The sequence below is a fragment of the Amycolatopsis sp. NPDC034160 genome (genome assembly GCF_055575355.1).
Genome location: NZ_JBVISU010000011.1, coordinates 203845 through 223980, shown reverse-complemented (window position 1 = coordinate 223980; position 20136 = coordinate 203845). Strand labels below are relative to the sequence as shown.

The window sequence follows — 20136 nt, the reverse complement described above, 5'->3', positions numbered from 1 at the left end:
CTCACGAGGCTCGACATCAGGGCGGGTAGATGAGGTCCATCGGCCGGGTGGACGCCGGACCGTCGACCCGCCAGCCCTCACCGTCGCGGATGAAGCGGTACCAGCGCTCGTCACGGCCGTAGCGCAGTTGCAGGTCGCCTTGGGTGATCCGGTTCCGCCAGGTCTTCGGCTCCCCTGGCAGCCCCGATTCGGCGAGATCCGCCCTCGCCTGTGAGAGCGGCGCCTGCCCCGGCCGCCAGACCTCCCGGATCACCGCCATTCCACCCCGGCCCGCCTCACGCCAAGCCTGCGTCCAGGCGGCCAGGTCCCGCACCGGGACCCGCGCGGCCTCCGCGAGTTCGGCGATCGTGTCCGGGCGCCTGGCGGCACGACGGGCAAGGTCCTCCTCGAACGACAGCTCCGCGCCGCTTTCGGGGCCCATGACCAGTAGTTCCCAGGCCCTCTCGGCGGCGTCGGCCGCGAGTTCCGCGAACGTGTCGCTGCTCCAGCCCGTGCGATGTGGCGGGTCGACGTCGAGGACCGCGGGCGGCCCGACCGTGCCGGGGACGGCCAGCCGGGGCGGTAATGCGGCGATCCGCCGGGTGTAAGCGCGTTTCGGGTCGACACCGGGTGCGGCGGGGGCGCGCACCCGCTTGCCCGGCGCGCTCGCGGGTGTCCGGCGGGCACGCAGTTCCGCGAGCACGGCCTCACGCGGACGGCCGCGCAGCAGGAACAGCACGAAGGGATCGGTGTCGACCTCGTCCGCGACCAGGTAGTACACCGCCGCGACGTGCTTGCACGGGTTCGCGCTGTCAGGACAGGAGCACTTCGGGCGCAGATCACCCGGTCCCGGCAGGAGGTCCGCGCCCGCCGCCCGGGCGTCTTCGGCCAGCTCACCGGGCAATTCGCCGTCGAGGAGGGCGGCGACGTGCCCGAGCCGTGCCCCCACCATCCCGAGCAGGTTCTCCCACTGTTCCTCGGTGAACGCCCGCATGTGGATGGTCACCCGGTACGGCGAGGCACGGCTGCCCTGAACCGAGGCCGTCACCTCACCCGTGCCGACGGCCAGTTTGCTGACCGTGCCTTTGCGCGCGTACGTGCGCCCGCGCGGCAGGCGGTTCGGATCGAGTTTGGCGCGCTCCTCCAGCGCCTCGACCCACGCCTCGCCCCACCACGTGTTGCCGAAGGTGCGCCGCTTCCGGCCGGTCGCGCTGGGCATCAGGTCTCCCCGAGCCGGACGAGGTCGGCGAGTTCGTCGTCGGACAGTTCGGTGATCCAGTTCTCGCCCGCCCCGATGACCGCGTCGGCCAGGCCGCGTTTGGTCTCCAGGACGGTGGCGATGCGCTCCTCGAGGGTGCCTTCGGCGATCAGCCGGTGCACCTGGACCGGCCTGTCCTGCCCGATCCGGTACGCGCGGTCGGTCGCCTGGTCCTCGACCGCCGGGTTCCACCAGCGGTCGTAGTGGATCACGTGGGTGGCCTTGGTCAGGTTGAGCCCGACACCGCCCGCCTTGAGCGACAACAGGAACACCGGCACCTCACCCGCCTGGAACCGGGCCACCATCTCTTCGCGGACCTTGGGCGTACTCGATCCGGACAGCAGCATCGTCGGCAGCCCGCGTTCGGCGAGGCGCTTCTCCAGCAGGCGGCACAGCTGGACGTACTGGCTGAACACGAGCACGCTGTCGCCCTCGTCGAGGATGACGTCGAGCAGCTCCTCGAAGGCGGCGAGCTTCCCGGATCGGCCGTGCAGCACGCCGGGTTCCTTGAGGTACTGCGCCGGATGGTTGCAGATCTGCTTGAGCTCGGTGAGCAGTTTGAGCACCTGACCGCGCCGGGCCACCCCGTCCAGCTCGCGGATCATCGCGAGGTTCTCCCGGACCACCGCCTCGTACAGCGTCGTCTGCTCGGCGGTGAGCGGGACGAACCGGTCGGTCTCGGTCTTGCGGGGCAGTTCGGGAGCGATGTCCGGGTCGGTCTTCTTGCGGCGCAACAGGAACGGCCGCACGGTCGCGGCGAGCCGTTCGGTCGCCGCGGTGTCGCGGTCACGCTCGATCGGCCGGGCCACCTTGCGGCGGAACCCGTCGAGCGAGCCGAGCAGGCCCGGCGTCGTCCAGTCCACAATGGACCAGAGTTCGGTCAGTCGGTTCTCCATCGGCGTCCCGGTCAGCGCGACCTTCGCGGCGGCCGGGATCTTCCGCAGTTCCTTGGCCGTGACCGAAAGCGGGTTCTTGACGTGCTGGGCCTCGTCGGCGGCGATCATCCCCCAGTCCACTTCGGACAGTGTCTCACGATCCCGGCGGAGGACGCCGTACGTGGCGAGCACGACCTCGTCCGGCGCGACCTCGTCGAGATGCCGTCCACCGCCGTGGAACCGGCGTACCGGGATGTCCGGGGCGAACCGGGCGAATTCGCGTTCCCAGTTGCCCAGCAACGACGTGGGGCACAGGACCAGCGTGGGGCCCTCCCCGAGCGGGCGGCGGTGCAGATGCAGGGAGATGAGCTGGATCGTCTTGCCCAGCCCCATGTCGTCGGCGAGACAGGCGCCGAGGCCGAGCCCGGTCATCGTCGCGAGCCACGACAGGCCGGCCTTCTGGTAGGGCCGCAGGGTGGCCCGCAGGTCCGCGGGCTGCTCGATCGGTTCCGCGGCCGAGTCACGGATCCGCTGGAGCAGTCCCGTCAGCGCCGAGGGCGCGGTGAACTCGACCTTTTCGCCGTCCAGTTCCAGTTCGCCGGTGAGCGCCGCGGCCAGCGCCTCGGCTCCGGACAGCTTCTTCGCGCGATGGGCCCGCACCTTCGCCAGCAAGCGCGCGTCGACCTTGACCCACTTGCCCCGCAACCGCACCAGCGGCCGTTTCGCCTCGGCGAGTGCGGTGACCTCGGCGTCGGTGAGTTCCTCGTCCCCCAGGCTCAGCCGCCAGCGGAACTGCAACAGGCTCTTCAGCGTGAACTCGGGCCCGGTGACACTGCCGGGTGCCTGGGTCGCGCTCGCCTTGGCCTTGAGTTCGCCCGCGAACAGATCCTTCGGCCACTGCACCTCGATACCGGCTCCGCCCAGCGCCACGTCGCCGTGGGTCAGGAGGTCGACGACCTCCTCGTACTCCAGCGCCAGCTCGGTCGGCGCGGCCGATTGCAGCATGCGGCCCAGCGGTGCCCACGCCCTGGCGCCGCGGCGCAGTCCGAGCAGCAACTGCGTTTCGACTTGCTCGCCCATCCGCTCCAGGACCGCTTCGGGCGCGTCCCACAGCGTCGCCGCCTCGACGATCAGACTCGGATCGGCGGCGCTCCGGACGGCGAGGACGGCGGCGAACGTGGGTTCCTCTTCGGGGCTCTCGGCTTCCTGCACCTCCATGCGCAGGACGAGATGCGCGCCCTGCGCCTGCCGGGCGCTCAGTTCCGCGAGCCAGGCGGCACCGTCCGGCCCCACCAGCGTCGGCTCGGGCGCCGCGAACGCCGGGCCGCCCGCCGCGACACTCGCCGCCGGCGTGCGCACCAGCACGTCCGCCGTCGCGTCCCAGAACGCGCGGATCAACGACTCCGGCGAGTGCAGCCGGATCCGTTTCAGCCCGGACAACGGCAACGCGTGGGCCTCGGGCGGCAACGCGGCGGCGAGCCCGCGCAGCATCTCCTCGTCGGCCACGTCGAGCGGGCCGACCCGCCACGAATCCACGCCGCCGGGCGAGGCGGCGGGCAGCAGCCTGCCGCGGGCGATGAGGTTCACCCCCGCCTCGGCGACCGCCGCCCACGCGGCGATGGCCGGACTCGAATCGCCGTCCGCGGTCAGCAGCCGGGGAATCGCGCGCGACAACGGGACGAGTGCCGCGTCGACCTTCGTGCGCCGGAACACCTTCCCTACCGGCAGCACGAGTTCGATCGCGGTGTCACCCGCTACGCCGTCTCCCCAGAGCGCCAGCACGCCGTCCCGCGGGGGATCCGAGGGGACGAAGGTGGCCTGGGTTCCTGTGCCGAACTCCACGACCCGCACGTTAGAGCACGGGACCGACAGGCGGCGGACGGCGGTGTTGTGAACGGGACTTTCATGGCGAATTTCGCCATGAAAGTCCCGTTCACAACACCCCGCGGGGCTGTGACAGGAACTTTCACGCCCGGGCTTTCAAGACCGCGGAAGCCCCAGCAGCCGCTCGGCCGTCAGCGACAACAGCACCTGCGTCGTCCCACCCGCGATGCTGAGACACCGGGTCAGCAGGAACTCGTGCTGTGCGGGATCTCCGGCGACGAGCGCGTCCTCGCCCAGGTTCTCCAGGGCGAACTCCGCCACCGCCTGCCGATGCCGGACGCCCAGCAGTTTCCGCACACTCGACTCGGCACCCGGGTCCTGGCCGTCGAGCCGCCGTAACGTCGCCCGGAGGTCGAGGACCGAACACGCGCTGCCTTCGGCGATCAGGCCGCCGAGCCGGTCGAGATCGGCGTCGCCGTCGAGGGTGGCAAGCAGCTTCTCGACGCCCTCCCCCACCGCGGACCCGCTCCCGAGGGCGACCCGTTCGTTCGCCAGCGTCGTGCGCGCGAGCCGCCAGCCGCCGCCGACCTCGCCGACCACCTGCTCGTCCGGGACGAAGACGTCGTCGAGGAACACCTCGTTGAAGACGGCGTCGCCGGTGATCTCGCGCAGCGGTCGCGTGCTGATTCCGTCAGCGGTCATGTCGACGAGGAAGTACGTGATGCCCTGGTGTTTCGGCGCGGCCGGGTCGGTGCGCGCCAGGCAGATCGCCCAGTCCGCCTCGCGCGCGAGCGACGTCCAGACTTTTTGGCCGGTCAGCCGCCAGCCGCCGTCGACACGCCTGGCCGTCGTGCGGAGCGACGCGAGATCGGAGCCCGCCTCGGGCTCGCTGAACAGCTGGCACCAGGTGATCTCGCCACGCAAGGTGGGCGCCGCGAAGCGTTCCCGTTGTTCCGGCGAACCGTGTTCGAGCAGCGTCGGCACGGCCCACGCGCCGATGACCAGATCCGGACGGCGGACGCCCGCGTCGGCGAGGGCGGCGTCGACCCGCAGCTGCTCGGCGGCCGTGGCGCCCCGCCCGTACGGCGAAGGCCAATGCGGGGCCAACAGCCCGCTATCGGCCAGCGCGACGCGCCGGTCGGGTTCCGGCAGGGCGGCGATTTCGCCGACCAGGTCACGGAGTTCGGCGTCTTCCCCGACGTCCACCCCCAGCGTCCTGCGGTCTCCGCGCAGTGTGAGTTCGGCGGCGCGACGGCGCCAGCGGGCGGATCCGCCGAGCCAGTGACGCAGGGCCACAGCGCGACGCAGATAGAAGTGGGCGTCATGCTCCCAGGTGAATCCGATGCCGCCGAGGACCTGAATACAGTCCTTCGCGTTGGCCACGGCCGCGTCGAGGGCGTCGGCCGCCGCCGTCGCGGCCGCGAGAGGATGCTGCGCCGGGTTATCGGCAGCCCTCGCGGCGTCCCACGCGAGCGCGTCGGCGGCTTCGGCCCGGCAGAGCATTTCCGCGCAAAGATGCTTGATCGCCTGGAACGACCCGATCGGACGGCCGAACTGCTCTCGCACCTTCGCGTACTCGACGGCGGTCCGGAGACACCATCGGGCGGTTCCGGCGGCTTCGGCGGCACCGAGTGTGGCGGCGTAGTCGTCCACGGGCAGCGACTCGAAGATCGCTTCGGGGCGCACCCCGGCGCACCGGACGCGGCCGACCGGACGGGAGACGTCGAACGGGTCGTACTGCTCGATGTCCACACCGGACGTCCCAGGTGGAATGAGCACGGAGAGGTCGCCCGCGAGAACCAGCAGCCACGCCGACGGGTGAACGTCGAGCGCCGGTCCCGACTCACCGTCGACGACCGAGTCGGACACGACGAAACCCGGACCGAGCACCACCGCCAGCTGCTCGGTGCCCTCCGCGAGTCCGGGGAGGATCTCCTTGGCTGCCTCGGGAACCGTCGCGAGCACCGCGGCGCCCAACGCCGTTCCGAGCACAGGACCGGGCACAAGCGCTTCGGCCGCTTCGGCGAGCCCGGCGGCCAGATCGGCGAGCATGCCACCCGCCCCACCGACGTCTTCGGGAATCGCGACGCCGAACAGGCCGAGTTCCGCGAACCCTGGCGGCGGCTCGGTGATCCGTCCGCTTCGGACGGCGTCGACCGGCCGGGCGGAGGCCGCCCATGCCCTGATCGACGCGGCCAGCGCCGTCTGTTCCTCGGTGAGCGCGATCGACACGGGTGGGACCTCCTCGCGGTGACCTACCCGCGAGTGTAGAACGTGTTACAGTTTCTTGCCCAGTGGGTCGCGACTTGAACCGTTCTCCGCTTAGGTACGCTACGCGGAGAAAGTGGAACAAGTTCCGAAGCTCGGTTGGATAGAGCGGTTCGATGAAGGGGGACGTGGCGATGCCAGGGAAGGCCAAGGCACCCACGAGCGCGAAGGCGCGAAGCGGCAACGGTCTCTCCGCGCTGGGCGGCGAAGAACTCGGCTCCGCGGCACAACGCGACCGGCGTCGCCGCATCATCGACGCGACCCTGACCCTCGCCGCGAAAGGCGGGTACGACGCGGTCCAGATGCGGGCGGTCGCCGAGAAGGCGGACGTCGCGCTCGGCACGCTGTACCGCTACTTCCCCTCGAAGATCCACCTGCTCGTCTCCGGGCTGGCCCGGGAATTCGAACGCGCGCAGGAAAAACTCGAACGCGCCGCCATCCCCGGTGACACCCCGAGCGAACGGCTGATGTTCGTCCTCGGCCGCAACACCCGGCTGATGCAGCGCGACCCGCACCTGACCGAGGCCATGGTCCGCGCCTTCATGTTCGCCGACACCACCGCGGCCGCCGAGGTGGAGCAGGTCGGGCGGCTGATGGAGAACATGTTCGCCAAGGCCATGGGCATCGAGGACCCGACCGAGGCCGACCGCGACATCTTCCACGTCATCGCCGACGTCTGGATGGCGAACCTGGTCGCCTGGGTGACCCGGCGCGCTTCGGCGGCGGACGTGGCGAACCGGCTGGAGCTGTCGGTGCACCTGCTGCTGGACAAGAACGACTGACGGACCGGCACCCGCGTGCCATGAAGGACGCCCCTCTTGTTCGGCGCGACCGAGGCCGGAGGGACCCGGAGTCCCTCAAAGTTCCCTTCACCCGGCTCAGCCGAGGAAACACGACCTTCACACCTTCCCCCAGTACATGAAGGCCCCCTTCCTTGCGCCTAGCGCAAGGAAGGGGGCCTTCATGTACTTCACGCCGACAAGGCCACAGGCCCCGAGTAGGCACCTAAGAGACGGTTCGCCAGAACACGAATCGCCACCCACGACCAGCCTCAGGCGGTCAACTTCGGAAGCACGTCCCGCCCGAACGTCTCGATGAACTCGTCCTGGTTCCGGCCCACGTTGTGGAGGTAGATCCGGTTGAAGCCGGCGTCGACGTACTTTTGCAGCGCCGCGCGGTGCACGTCCGGATCGGACGAGACGACCATCCGGCCTTCGAAGTCCTCTCGCCGCACCAGTTTCGCCATCTGCGCGAAGTCGAACGGCGAGCGGATGTCGGCCTTGGGGAACTTCATGCCGCCGTTGGGCCACTGGTCCATCGCGTTGGCCCACGCCGTTTCGTCGTCCTCGGCCCACGACAGGTGCACCTGCAGCAGTTTCGGCATCGAGTCCGGGTCCTTGCCCGCCTTGCGCGCGCCGGTGCCGAAGTTGTCGAGGATCCCGGCGAGTTTCTCGATCGACGCGCCCGGCGTGATCAGTCCGTCGGCGAGTTCACCGGTCTTGCGCGAGGTGTACGGGCCCGCCGACGCGATGTAGATCGGCGGCGGCTCGTCCGGCAGGGTCCACAGCCGGGTGGTGTGCAGTTTGAAGAACTCGCCGCTGTGCTTGACGTCCTTGCCGGTGAACAGTTTCCGGATGACTTCGAGCGCCTCGAACATCCGCCGCACCCGCTCGGGCGCCTCCGGCCAGTAGCCGCCGATGATGTGCTCGTTGAGCGCTTCACCGGAGCCGATGCCGAGCCAAGTCCGGCCGGGGTAGGTGGCCTCGAGCGTCGCCGCGGCCTGGGCGACCATCGACGGGTGCAGCCGGAACGACGGACAGGTCACGCCGGGGCCGAGGTCGCCGGTGGTGTTCTCCGCCAGTGAGGCGAGCACACTCCACACGAACGAGGCCTCGCCCTGCTGCGGGACCCAGGGCTGGAAGTGGTCGGCGGCCATCTGGCCGGAGAATCCGTGTTGTTCGGCCAGCGCCGCCAGCCGGATCGACTCGCGCGGCGAGAACTGCTCCAGTGCCGCGGCCAAGCCGATTTGAACCTCAGTCACGCTTGCTGCCCCTTTCGAAAGCTCTCGGCGACCTTCGCGTACCGGTCGAGTCGTTCCAGTGTCTCTGCTTCGGGCTCGGTCGGCAGGAAGAGCGTCGCCTCGTCGACGCCTCCGCTCACCAGCGCGCGCAGCGCGTCCTCCTCCGGCGAAGCACCGAAAGCGGAGAACTTGACGTCGCTCCGGCCCTGGTCGGCCAGCCACTGACGGGCCTTGCGCAGTTCCTCCGGCGGGGTGTGGGCATGCGGCAGCCAGCCGTCACCGAACTTCGCGATCCGCTGCATCGCCTTCTCCCCCGCGCCGCCGATGTAGATCGGCGGATGCGGCTTCTGCACCGGCTTGGGCCACGCGAAGATCGGGTCGAAGTCGACGAACTCGCCGTGGAATTCGGCCTCGTCCTTGGTCCAGATCTCCTTCAGCGCGGCCAGTTGCTCGTCGACGAGCGCGCCTCGCGTCTTCGGATCGGTGCCGTGATTGCGCATTTCCTCCCGGTTCCACCCGACGCCGACGCCGAAAAGGAACCGGCCGCGCGAAACCAGGTCCAGCGAGGCGACCTCTTTCGCGGTGTGGATGACGTCGCGCTGCTGCAGCAGCGCGACGCCCGTGCCCAGTTTCAGGTTCGACGTGGCCCCGGCCGCCGCGGTCAGCGCGACGAACGGGTCCAAGGTCCGGTAGTAGATCCTCGGCAGCTCGCCGCCGCCCGGGTACGGCGTTTCCCGGCTCGTCGGGATGTGCGAGTGCTCCGCGATCTGCAGTGAGCTGAACCCGCGCTCTTCCACCGCGGCGGCGAGGACGTCCGGCCTGATGCCTTCATCGGTGAGGAAGGTGGCGATTCCGATCTCCATGTCCAGCAACTACCCGAACACGCCCCGCGATATTCCCGCGGCCCTAGACGTTGCGGCGGTACTGCCCGCCCACCTCGAAGAACGCCTCGGTGATCTGGCCGAGCGAGCACACCCGTGCCGCGTCCATCAGCACGCCGAACAGGTTTCCGCCCCGCGTCGCGGCCTCGCGCAGCGTCTTCAGCGCGACCTGCGCCTCGTCATGGTGGCGGCGCTGGAAGTCTTCGAGCCGCTCCAGCTGCGACCGCTTCTCGTCCTCGGTCGCCCGCGCGAGTTCGACCTCGACGTCGTCCTCGCCGGCATTCGGGTTGCGGAAGGTGTTGACGCCGATGATCGGCAGCGTGCCGTCGTGCTTCTGGCGCTCGTAGAGGATCGACTCGTCCTGGATCTTGCCGCGCTGGTAGCCGGTCTCCATCGCGCCCAGCACGCCACCGCGTTCGGAGATCCGGTCGAACTCCAGCAGGACGGCCTCTTCGACCAGGTCGGTCAGCTCGTCGATGATGAACGAGCCCTGCAACGGGTTCTCGTTCTTCGACAGGCCCCATTCCTTGTTGATGATCATCTGGATGGCCATCGCGCGCCGCACCGAGCTTTCCGACGGCGTCGTGATCGCCTCGTCGAAGGCGTTGGTGTGCAAGGAGTTCGCGTTGTCGTACAGCGCGCACAGCGCCTGCAGCGTGGTGCGGATGTCGTTGAAGCTCATCTCCTGCGCGTGCAGCGACCGGCCGGAGGTCTGCACGTGGTACTTGAGCTTCTGCGAACGCTCGTTGGCACCGTAGCGCTCGCGCATCGCGACCGCCCAGATCCGGCGCGCGACCCGGCCCAGCACCGAGTACTCGGCGTCCATGCCGTTGGAGAAGAAGAACGACAGGTTCGGCGCGAAGTCGTCGATGTCCATCCCGCGCGCGAGGTAGCTCTCGACGTAGGTGAAACCGTTCGACAGGGTGAACGCCAGCTGCGAGATCGGGTTCGCCCCGGCCTCGGCGATGTGATAGCCGGAGATCGACACCGAGTAGAAGTTCCGGACGCCGTGCTCGATGAACCATTCCTGGATGTCGGCCATCATGCGCAGGCTGAATTCGGTGGAGAAGATGCAGGTGTTCTGCCCCTGGTCCTCCTTGAGGATGTCCGCCTGCACGGTGCCGCGGACGTTGCGCAGCGCCCATTCACGCAGCTCGGCGGCCTCGGCTTCGGACGGCTCGCGGCCGTGTTCGGCCTTGAACGCCGCGACGCGCTGGTCGATCGCGGTGTTGAGGAAGAAGGCGAGGATCGTCGGCGCCGGGCCGTTGATGGTCATCGACACCGAGGTGCTCGGCGAAGTGAGGTCGAAGCCGTCGTAGAGCACCTTCATGTCTTCGAGCGTCGCGATGGAGACGCCGGAGGTGCCGACCTTGCCGTAGATGTCGGGGCGCGTGTGCGGGTCGTGCCCGTACAGCGTCACCGAGTCGAACGCGGTCGAAAGGCGCTTGGCCTCGGAATCGGCCGACAGCAGCTTGAACCGTTTGTTGGTACGGAAGGGATCGCCCTCACCGGCGAACATCCGCGCCGGGTCCTCACCCTCGCGTTTGAACGGGAAGACACCCGCGGTGTAGGGGAAGTACCCGGGCAGGTGTTCGCGGCGCAGGAACGACAGAAGCTCACCGGATTCGGTGTAGCGCGGGAGCGCCACGCGCGGGATCCGGTTGCCGGACAGCGTGTCGCGCCAGAGCTGGGTGTGCAGTTCCTTGTCGCGGATCTTCACGACCAGCTCGTCGGCGCGGTAGGACTCGGCGAGTTCACGGAAGCGCAAAAGCAGGTTCGTCGACTCACCGTCCACATCGGACCCGGCCGCGGCGAGCAGGCCGTCGAGCGCGTCGGTGCTCGCGTCGACGGCGGCCAGCGCCTCCTGGGCGGCGGCGAGGTGCTCGTACTTGCGCAGCGCGGCGACCTGCTGCTCGGTCTTGGTGTGGTAACCGCGCAGGGTTTCGGCGATCTCCGCGAGATAACGCGACCGGTTGGCCGGGATGATCGTGCTGGCGTCGGTGGAGACCTTGCCTTCGACCTTCGGCAGCACGCCGGGCGAGACGGTCAGGCCGCGTTCGGCGAGCGTGTCGCGCAGGTGCTGGTACAGCGCGGTGACGCCGTCGTCGTTGAACTTCGCGGCACTGGTGCCGTAGACCGGCATGTCCTCGGGCGAGGAGCTGAACGCCTCACGGTTGCGAACGAGCTGACGCGCGACATCACGGCGGGCGTCCTCGGCGCCGCGGCGCTCGAACTTGTTGATCGCCACCGCGTCGGCGAAGTCGAGCATGTCGATCTTCTCCAGCTGCGACGCCGCGCCGAACTCCGGCGTCATGACGTACAACGACTGGTCCACGTAGTCGACGATGCCGGCGTCACCCTGGCCGATACCCGGCGTCTCGACGATCACCAGGTCGAAACCCGCGGCCTTGCAGGCGAGGATCGACTCCGAAAGCCCGGTCGGGATCTCACCGCTGGTGGTCCGGGTGGCCAGCGACCGGAAGTAGACCGGGCTGCCGTCAAGGCAGTTCATCCGGATCCGGTCGCCGAGCAGCGCTCCCCCGCCCTTGCGGCGCGACGGGTCGACGGCCAGCACGGCGATGCGGAGCTTGTCCTCCTGGTCCAGCCGGAACCGGCGGATCAGTTCGTCGGTGAGCGACGACTTGCCGGAGCCACCCGTACCGGTGATCCCCAGGACCGGCACCGTCCGCGCCTTGGCGGCCTCGGTGATCTTGTCGAGCACGTCCTGCGGCAATGCCTCGCGCTGAAGCTGCGTGATGACCCGGGACAACGCGGGGATGTCCCCCGAAAGCAGTTTGTCCAGCGAGCCCGGCGATGGGGCGGACAGGTCCGTGTCGCAGGCCTTGATCATCAGGTTGATCATGCCCGGAAGGCCCATCTCGTAGCCGTCTTCCGGCGAGAAGATCCGCGCGACGCCGCGTGAGTGCAGCAGGTCGATCTCCTCGCGGACGATGACGCCGCCCCCGCCGCCGAACACCTTGATATGCCCCGCACCGCGTTCGTTCAGCAGCTCGACCAGGTAACTGAAGTATTCGACATGCCCGCCCTGATAGGCGCTGATGGCCACGCCCTGCACGTCCTCGGCGATGGCCGCGGTGGCGACCTCGTCGACCGACCGGTTGTGCCCGAGGTGAACGACCTCCGCGCCCTGCGACTGCAAGATGCGCCGCATGATGTTGATGGACGCGTCATGCCCGTCGAAGAGGCTCGACGCCGTTACGAAGCGAACGGGATTCACGGGCCGGTGCAGATCGCTGGTCATTCCTCCAAAATACTTGGACTTCCTACTATTTTAAACCCATCCACGCGCGTGACGGCGCTCTCACTCGTCCTTGACAGATCGACACACACCAGTATATTCAACCGAAGAGTTAAACAACCGATCGATTGAGCAGCGATGACCACTGATCAGCTCAGCGCCACGTTCGCCGCACTGGCGGACCCCACGCGGCGCGCCATCCTCGCCCGGCTCGCCACCGGCGAGGCCAGCGTCAACGAGCTGGCCGAGCCCTTTCCGGTCAGCCTCCAGGCCGTCTCCAAGCATCTGAAGGTCCTCGAGCGGGCAGGACTGATCAGCCGGAGCAAGACGGCGCAGTGGCGGCCCTGCCGCCTGGAGGCCGCGCCGCTCGGCGATGTCGCCGACTGGGTCGAGCGGTACCGGAGCTTCTGGGAAGGCGGCTTCGACCGCATGGAACTCCATCTGGCGGAACTTCAGAAAGGTGATCGAGATGAGTGAGACCATCGCACTACCGGAAATCGTGTCGCAGGAGCAGTGGCAGGTCGCGCGGGACGCGTTACTGATCAAGGAAAAGGAACTCACCAAGGCCGCGGACGCGGTCGCCGCCGAACGGCGACGGCTGCCGATGGTCCGCTTCGACGGCGAGTACGAATTCGAAGGACCGCAGGGTCGGGTCACGCTGCTGGACCTGTTCGAGGGGCGCCGTCAGCTGATCGTCTACCACTTCATGCTCAACCCCGGGCAGAAGGCCGGCTGCCCCGGCTGCTCGCTGCTCGTGGACAACATCGGCCACCTCGCGCATCTGCACGCCCGCGACACCACGCTGTACGTGGTCGCGCCAGCGACGCTGCCCGAGATCGAGCGGTACAAGGAACGGATGGGCTGGACCGTTCCGTGGGTCTCGACCGGCGGCAACGACTTCAATCCGGCCTGCGGTATCGACGGTGGATTCGGCGTGAGCGTGTTCCTGCGCGAGGGCGACGACGTGTTCCGGACCTACTTCACCACCGGCCGCGGCGGGGACCAGCTCGTGTCGACGCTGCGGTACCTGGACCTGACGCCGCTCGGGCGGCAGGAGGCGTGGGAGGAGTCCGGCCGCGGGAACGACGGGCCGGGTCACTGGTGGAAACGCCACGACGAGTACTGAGTCTCGGCATTTAGTCCTCTGAATGCGGGTTGGGTTGGGGTGTCGAGAACCCCGCGCCCGCTCCGACCCTTCGGTGTCCGGCGCCCGGAAGGCGGGCGCCACACCGGAGGGATCCAAGCCATGCGCAAGCTCGTCTACGCCGTCCACACCTCGCTCGACGGCCGCATCGAAGGCCCGGGGGGCGAGTTCGACTGGGCCGCGATGGGCCCGGAGCTGTCCGCCCACTCCCAGGAACTGGTCGACCGCGCCGACACCTTCGCCTACGGACGACGGGTCTGGGACATGATGTCGTCGTACTGGCCGCAGGCCGAATCGATCTCCGACGACCCGCACGACCTGTGGTTCGCCCCGATCTGGCGGAAGACGCCGAAGATCGTCTTCTCCAGGACGCTGGAAACCGCGGACTGGAACACCGAAGTCGTGGCGGGCGACCTCACCGCACGCGTGACCGAACTCAAGGGCAGGCCCGGCCAGGATCTCCTGCTGATGGGCGGGGCCGAACTGGCCACGGCGCTCGCCGACCGCGGCCTGATCGACGAGTTCCACGTCGTCGTGCACCCGGTGGTGCTCGGCGGCGGCAAGCAGGTGCTCGGGGGCGGCGTCCGGACGGACCTGCGATTGACCGGCACCCGCACTTTCGACGGGCGCGCGGTACTGCTGACCTACGAAAAGTAAGTGAGGTGGCCCCTGGGCGGCAGCTCCTACGCTGCCGCCGTCAGGTTCACCTCGCGTTGCTCGCCCGCAAGGCGATCCACTGCCGCATGGCGTATTCGACCAGCGTGATCAACGTCTGCTTCGTCGACTCCCGTTCCCGGGCGTCACAGCGGACGATCGGGATGTTGGGGTCGATCGACAGCGCTTCACGCACGTCGTTGATGTCGTGTTCGAGGATGCCGTCGAAGGTGTTGACCCCGACGATGTAGGGCAGGCCCCGGTCTTCGAAGAAGTCGATCGGGGCGAACGAGTCGGCCAGCCGTCGCGTGTCGGCCAGCACCACGGCGCCGATCGCGCCGCGGACGAGGTCGTCCCACATGAACCAGAACCGCTGCTGCCCGGGCGTGCCGAACAGGTAGAGGATCAGGTCCGCGTCGAGGGACACGCGGCCGAAGTCCATCGCGACCGTGGTGGTCGACTTGTTGGGCGTCTGGTCGAGGTTGTCGATCCCCCGACTGGCGTCCGTCATCATCGCCTCGGTGGTGAGCGGGACGATCTCCGACACCGAACCGACGAAGGTCGTCTTACCCGCACCGAAACCACCCGCCACGACGATCTTCGCGGATGTCATGGTCGGGGGCGCGGTTTCCCGCGGTGCCTTAAAGCCGACGGAGTCCACTCAAAACCCTTTCCATCAACACCAGATGTGCCTCGGCGCCGTCATTGCCCGAAATCGTCTTGTGCACACTGACCAGTCCCGCGTCCGCCGCGTCGCTGATCAGCACGCGTGCCACACCCAGCGGTACCCGCAGGATCGCCGCGATCTCGGCGACCGAGCGCGGGGTCCGGCACTCCTCGATGATCGAAACGCACTCGATCTGCTCCGTGGCCCCCGCGGGGAGGCTACCCGCGGCGACGTGGTCCTTGGTGGAGATGAGCGTCTCCAGCTCAAGAGCGTAGTTCGCCTTGGTCCGGCCGCCCGTGAGGGCGTACGGACGGACGATCGCCGTCTCTTCGAGCGGCGACGGCCCCTGCTCGAAGACGGCGGGCATGATGAACTCGCCGCTGGGCGGGCCCGGGTCGAAAAGACCACCTGGTCTCGGCCCGACGGCACCTGCGCCGCTGTCGGGCGGAGAAGCAAGTGAGGTCACGCGGTCTCCTTGATCGGTCGGCTGCGGGACTGCTGATTCCCCGGCGGCGCGTGCTCCGCCCACCGGGAAATCCTCGGACTGCTTGTTCTTCTTGCGCTTCCGACGACCACGGCCCGAATCCAGGGTGAAGCCGTTCAAGACGTCGGCGAACGTGCCGTCGTCCCGTGAACCGGCAGCATGGGCAGCCCCCGCGCGCGGAGGCTGGTGCTCACCCGTCCCCGGCTGTTCGCCGAAGGATCCGGACCCGGTGCTCATCGGGACATCATCCCACCGGTTCGCCGATCAGCGACCCACCGGCGCCCTGCAATTGCGCGCGGAGTTCCGGGGTGAGGATCTGACCGACGCGGTCGACGAGCATCGTCATCTCGTAGGCGACCTGTCCGATGTCGCAGTTCGGGGCGGCGAGGATGGCCAGACAGGAGCCGTCGCTGATGGACATCAGCACCATGATGCCGAGTTCCATTTCGACGACGGTCTCGTTGACCGCGCCGGCCTCGAAACACCGTGCGGCGCCCTGGGTCAAGCTCACCAGCCCGGAAGCGACCGCGGCCAGCTGGTCGGCCCGGTCGAGTGGGAGCCTGCTGGACGCGGTGAGCAGGAGGCCGTCCGCCGACACGACCACGGCGTGCGCCACTCCGGGCACCCGCTCGGCGAAGTCATTGACCAGCCACCCGAACTGGTTCTGCTGGGGCTGGGCCGGGTTCGGCGAGGTCATTCACCCTCCAGGGTTTCGTGGTTGGCTTCGGTCGCCTGGGCGGTGCGGTGCCGTCCGCGCTGGATGCCCTGCTGGAAGCTGCTCAGGCGACCACGCACGTCGTGCGCGTCTCGCTGTGGTCGGGGGGTGACCGCCCCGGCGGGGGGTCCCGCGCTGCCCGGAAGCAGTTGCTCCCCGCGACGGCGCCTGGGTAATCCTGCCGAAGTCGTCTTCGAGGGCACTGACTGGGACACCGCTTGGGCGGCCTTCCAGCCTTCGTCGGAGCCGAAGTTCCACGCGTCGGTCCGCTCCACGGCGGTGGCAGGCTCCGCTTCCGGCGTCGCTGCCTGCGGGTTCTTCTCCGGACGCCGGGTGGGCGGCGAGGCCGGGCGAGCGACCGTCTCCGGCGCCTTGACGGGTTCGGGAGCCTTGGCGGGTTCCGGGGTCGTGGTCGTCTCGGGAGCGGGCAGCTGCGTGGTGGCGGGCGCGGTCTTGCCCGCGGTCTCCTTGCGGCCCCGTTTGACGCCCTGCTGGAAACTGCTCAGCCTGCCGCGCACGTTCGCGGGGTCGCGGACCGGCAGCTCCGACTTGGCGGTCGGTTCGGCGGCCGGGACCGACGACAGCGCGCTGCCCGGCAGAAGCTGCTCGCCCTTGCGGCGGCGCGGCAACCCGGCCTCGGTGAACGTCGACGGGGCGGTCTGGGAGACCTCCTGGACCGTGCGGAAGGCCTTGTCGCTGGCGAAGTCCCAGTTGCGGGTTTCCTGCTCGGTGGCGGAACCAGCCTCGACGGCCGGCTCGGCGGCCTTCTTCTCGGCAGGCTCCTTCTTCCCCTGCTTCTCCTTCTTGTCCCCGGGTTTGGCCGCGGACTTCTCCGGAGTGGGGGCGGGCGAACGGAACCACGCCGAAAGCATCTCGTCGAAGATCGGCGTCGTCTCCGACGCGGTGGGCGGCGGGACGACGGGAGCCGCGGGCGGGGCCGCCTGGCTCCACCACTCGCTCAGCGTGGTGCTGTTCTTGGCCTCGAACAGTTCCTTGCCGCTGGGCAGCTCGCCTTCCGACGTGGCGGGCGCGGCCTTCTTGGGCTCGGCGGGCTTTTCCGCTTCCTCCGCGACCGGCTCGGGTTCGGCGGCGGGCTCCGGCAGGCGGGGCTGCGGCGCCGACGGCGACTGGGCGGGCGGAGGGGTCGTCTGCTCCTTGGGGATCGGGCTGAACAGCGCCGTTCCCGAGATCTCCGCGTCCGACGGCGGCCGCGGTTCCTGGGTGTGGGTGTGCCCGTTCAGCCCGGCTGTGGTGTGCCCGGCCAGATCGTTCGCCGACGGCCACCGGTCGCCGCCCTGCGACGGCACGTTCGGCATCGCCGCCCGTGAGCCGTTGACGGGACGCTGGCGGCGGGGCAGGCCACCCGGCTGCTGCGGCGGCAGCGGCGCGAGGCGCTGGGTGATCGGGCCGGTGGCGGGGCCGGGATCCCCCGCCGGGACCATCACCAGATCCGCCGGGACCGAGACGGTGGCGCGCACGCCGACGATGTCCTTGCCACCGTGCAGCGAGACACCGATGCGGTGCCTGCTGGCCAGCCGTCCGACCACGAACAGGCCCATCCGGCGCGAGGTGGTGAGGTCGACGTTGGGGGCCTCGGTGAGCCGGGCGTTGGCCTCGGCGACCTCGGCCTCGTTCATCCCGATGCCCTTGTCGAGGATGTCGATGCCGAACGAGCCGTCTTCGAGGAGCCGGGTCGCGACGGTCACCTGGGTCTCCGGGGCGGAGAAGGCGGTGGCGTTGTCCAGCAGTTCGGCGATCAGGCGCATCAGATCGTTGGCCGCGTACCCGACCAGCCGGACCGGCGGCGGGTTCTGCACGGTGACCCGTTGGTACTGCTCGATCTCGGACACCGCCGCGCGCACCACGTCGCTGGCGGAGACCGGCTGACCGGACCGCCTGCCCGGTTCGGCGCCGGAGAGGACCATCAGGTTCTCGTTGTTGCGCCGCATGCGGGTGGCGAGGTGGTCCAGCTGGAACAGCGTGGCGAGCTGGTCGGCGTCCTCCTCGTCGCGCTCCAGCCGTTCGATCAGCTGCAGCTGTCGCTGCACGAGACTCTGGCTGCGGCGGGAGAGGTTGACGAACACGTTGCTGTAGCCGGTCCGCATCGAGGCCTGTTCGGTGGCCAGGCGCAGCGCCTGGTGGTGCACCTTGTCGAAGGCCCTGGCGACCTCGCCGATCTCGTCGTCGGTGCCGACGGGGACCGGCTGGACGTCGGTGCCCTGCGAGCGGCCCTCCTGGATGTTGCGGACCGCGTCGGGCAGCTGCCGCTCGGCGACGTCGAGTGCGCTGGCGCGCAGCACCTTCAGCGACCGCAGCAGCTGGCGGGTGATGAGGAAGACGACGGCGACGGCGAGCACCATCGCGCCGAACAGCAGGACCGCGAGCAGGCCCGCGCCGCTGCTGGCGTCGTCGACCAGTTCGGCCGACACCGCGTTCGCCCGCGCGCCGAATTGGTTCGCGACCTCGCCCACCTTGGTGATCATCGTGGTCGACGCGTCGGTCCAGCCCTGCGCGGACAGCGTGCGGAACGCTTGTTGGGTGGGCGTGCCCTGGTCACCGAGTGCGGTCTTCGCGAGCCTGTCGCGCGTCTCCATCGCGTCGTCGCTGACGACGGCGGCGAACTCCTGGCGCTGCTGTTCCGAAGCGGCGGCGCGGAAGTCGGTGAACCGGTCGGCCAGCCGCAGTTCGGCGGTGCGTACCTGGTTGAGCTCGCTCGGCGCGAGGCCGGAGCGGGCGATGCCGAAGGAGACCAGCGCCTGGCTCAGCGACAGCTGTTCCTTCATCACGGCGAGGTCGTGCAACGCGGCGGGGGTGCCGCCGAGGACGTCTTCACTGGCGCCCGCGGCCAGCGCGGTGTCGACGGCGAGCAGCGCGGTGGTGACGTCGGTGTACTCGCCGATGGCCTGGACCGGGTCGAGCTGCCCGGCTGAGGCCCGCTGCCGGATGTCGGCCAGCTTGTCCAGCTGGGCGGCCGCGGCGTCCTTCGCCTTGGCGAGCGACGGCTCGGCCTCCACGGCCCTGATCGCGGCGGCGCGGTACAACGGGATGGCCGTGTCGACGTCGCCGCGGGCGGAGGCGAGGTCGAGGGTGCCGCCGACGGTCCCGGCGGTCAGCCCGGCGGCGGACTGGGTGCGTTCGCGCCCGAGCCCGTCGGCGAGCGTACGGATCTGGCCGCTCAGCGCGACGAGGCGGTCGAGCCGCTGATAGCCGTCGGAACGGCCGACCTGGCCCGCGATGGTGGCGATGCCCAGCGCGAGCGCGATGAGGATCGGCACCAGTGTCACGGCCGACAGCTTCACCGGCAGGCTCCAGTCCCGCCAGCGCACGAGCGCGCGCCAGCCGGTAGCCCACCGCGATGGCCGGGGAGTGCGTCCCAGCAGCTCCCCGACAGGCACTTGGCCTTCTCCTGCAACGGTCACGTAGGTGACTCCCTGTCCGGCGTCCTGGCACGGTCTGAGGCGTCCGTTCCCGCGAGGAACCTACCTGCGGAGAACTCGGCCCCGGCCTGACCACGTGATCGACCGCGGCACGAGAGACCCGGTCCGGCGATCCGGGTGTCCCCAGGGGCACCGGTCCGCGTCGGACGGTCTTGCACCTGCACGTGCAGGTCGCAACCTGCGAAGTGCATGGTCGTCGAGATCAACTTTTCTTTGCCAATCGATCACTGCGGGTCAGCCGGGCCAAAGAATCGTACACCAATCCAGGTACCGTCAATTCCGTTCAGCACACGGGCGCTGACCTGGGAAAAGTGTATGCCCGAACGACGTACAAGGCCCGAAAACCGTCCCCGCGTCACAAACGAGGGAATTCCGGTTACAGGTTGCGCCGACGCACGGTGTGCCAGAGTCACCCGAACAGCCTACGCTCGGTAGCCGCGTCGCCCGGTCGAACTACTGTCCGTACCCCCAATGGGTGGGTCAAGCCCAAATCTGTGCCCGATGTTGTGGCCTTGCCGTTCCGGTCTGCTCGACCTCCCCGCCGTAGGTGATTTCTTTCCGGATATCGGGTGAGCCAGGGGATCTTCCGCGCCTGGCGATGGCGGGCAGAGTATCGAAGCCGAGTGTGACCGGGAAGCGAAACTACGATCTGTCACCAAGACGAGGGACAC

At 69.2% G+C, this 20136-nt stretch carries 14 protein-coding genes; 4 read left to right on the top strand and 10 right to left on the bottom strand.

Features of this window, described 5'->3' with window-relative positions:
• Positions 1 to 16 precede the first annotated feature (16 nt).
• The 3 genes from ACZ54P_RS22910 to ACZ54P_RS22900 form a co-directional block, all read right to left on the bottom strand.
• On the bottom strand, positions 17 to 1198 hold the full coding sequence (locus ACZ54P_RS22910) for an SWIM zinc finger family protein (protein WP_465463587.1): 1182 nt from the start codon (positions 1196 to 1198) through the stop codon (positions 17 to 19).
• A complete protein-coding gene (locus tag ACZ54P_RS22905) occupies positions 1198 to 3963 on the bottom strand; it encodes a DEAD/DEAH box helicase (protein WP_465463586.1) in 2766 nt (921 codons plus the stop codon). Before ACZ54P_RS22905 ends, ACZ54P_RS22910 begins: the two co-directional genes overlap by 1 nt.
• A gap of 129 nt (positions 3964 to 4092) precedes the next feature.
• Positions 4093 to 6168, bottom strand: a complete 2076-nt coding sequence (locus ACZ54P_RS22900; protein ID WP_465463585.1) for an acyl-CoA dehydrogenase family protein — start codon at positions 6166 to 6168, stop codon at positions 4093 to 4095.
• A gap of 170 nt (positions 6169 to 6338) precedes the next feature.
• Between ACZ54P_RS22900 and kstR the strand changes: the two genes are divergently transcribed.
• Positions 6339 to 6986 carry a cholesterol catabolism transcriptional regulator KstR gene (gene kstR, locus ACZ54P_RS22895; RefSeq protein WP_037304445.1) on the top strand — a complete coding sequence of 216 codons (648 nt, stop codon included), beginning with the start codon at positions 6339 to 6341 and terminating at the stop codon, positions 6984 to 6986.
• A 269-nt stretch (positions 6987 to 7255) separates the two neighbouring features.
• Here the strand turns inward: kstR and ACZ54P_RS22890 are convergent, their stop codons facing one another.
• From ACZ54P_RS22890 to icmF, 3 genes are read right to left on the bottom strand one after another with little or no spacing between them, the layout of a single operon-like run.
• Positions 7256 to 8245: a TIGR03557 family F420-dependent LLM class oxidoreductase gene (locus ACZ54P_RS22890; protein WP_061990238.1), complete on the bottom strand. Its 990-nt coding sequence runs from the start codon at positions 8243 to 8245 to the stop codon at positions 7256 to 7258.
• Positions 8242 to 9087, bottom strand: a complete 846-nt coding sequence (locus tag ACZ54P_RS22885; protein WP_465463584.1) for an LLM class F420-dependent oxidoreductase — start codon at positions 9085 to 9087, stop codon at positions 8242 to 8244. The genes ACZ54P_RS22890 and ACZ54P_RS22885 overlap by 4 nt, the downstream gene beginning before the upstream one ends.
• Before the next feature lie 43 nt (positions 9088 to 9130).
• On the bottom strand, positions 9131 to 12367 hold the full coding sequence (icmF, locus tag ACZ54P_RS22880; protein ID WP_465463583.1) for a fused isobutyryl-CoA mutase/GTPase IcmF: 3237 nt from the start codon (positions 12365 to 12367) through the stop codon (positions 9131 to 9133).
• A gap of 135 nt (positions 12368 to 12502) precedes the next feature.
• On the opposite strand from icmF, the gene ACZ54P_RS22875 reads away from it, so the two are divergent.
• The 3 genes from ACZ54P_RS22875 to ACZ54P_RS22865 all read left to right on the top strand — a co-directional run bounded on the left by ACZ54P_RS22875 (position 12503) and on the right by ACZ54P_RS22865 (position 14165).
• Positions 12503 to 12841: an ArsR/SmtB family transcription factor gene (locus tag ACZ54P_RS22875; protein WP_465463582.1), complete on the top strand. Its 339-nt coding sequence runs from the start codon at positions 12503 to 12505 to the stop codon at positions 12839 to 12841.
• Complete coding sequence (locus ACZ54P_RS22870; RefSeq protein ID WP_465463581.1) at positions 12834 to 13490, top strand: DUF899 domain-containing protein; 657 nt, start codon at positions 12834 to 12836, stop codon at positions 13488 to 13490. The genes ACZ54P_RS22875 and ACZ54P_RS22870 overlap by 8 nt, the downstream gene beginning before the upstream one ends.
• A 120-nt stretch (positions 13491 to 13610) precedes the next feature.
• Entirely contained in the window at positions 13611 to 14165 is a 555-nt protein-coding gene (locus ACZ54P_RS22865; RefSeq protein ID WP_465463580.1) for a dihydrofolate reductase family protein, read from the top strand.
• A gap of 46 nt (positions 14166 to 14211) precedes the next feature.
• Here the strand turns inward: ACZ54P_RS22865 and ACZ54P_RS22860 are convergent, their stop codons facing one another.
• From ACZ54P_RS22860 to ACZ54P_RS22845, 4 genes are read right to left on the bottom strand one after another with little or no spacing between them, the layout of a single operon-like run.
• Positions 14212 to 14775 (bottom strand): GTP-binding protein, encoded by a 564-nt coding sequence (locus tag ACZ54P_RS22860; RefSeq protein WP_007033694.1) that lies wholly within the window; start codon positions 14773 to 14775, stop codon positions 14212 to 14214.
• A gap of 28 nt (positions 14776 to 14803) precedes the next feature.
• Positions 14804 to 15550, bottom strand: coding sequence for a DUF742 domain-containing protein (locus ACZ54P_RS22855; protein WP_465463579.1), 747 nt, complete (start codon positions 15548 to 15550; stop codon positions 14804 to 14806).
• Positions 15551 to 15557: 7 nt separating this feature from the next.
• Positions 15558 to 16010, bottom strand: coding sequence for a roadblock/LC7 domain-containing protein (locus tag ACZ54P_RS22850; RefSeq protein ID WP_005166055.1), 453 nt, complete (start codon positions 16008 to 16010; stop codon positions 15558 to 15560).
• Positions 16007 to 19423 carry a sensor histidine kinase gene (locus ACZ54P_RS22845; protein WP_465463578.1) on the bottom strand — a complete coding sequence of 1139 codons (3417 nt, stop codon included), beginning with the start codon at positions 19421 to 19423 and terminating at the stop codon, positions 16007 to 16009. The genes ACZ54P_RS22850 and ACZ54P_RS22845 overlap by 4 nt, the downstream gene beginning before the upstream one ends.
• Between the last annotated feature and the right edge of the window lie 713 nt (positions 19424 to 20136).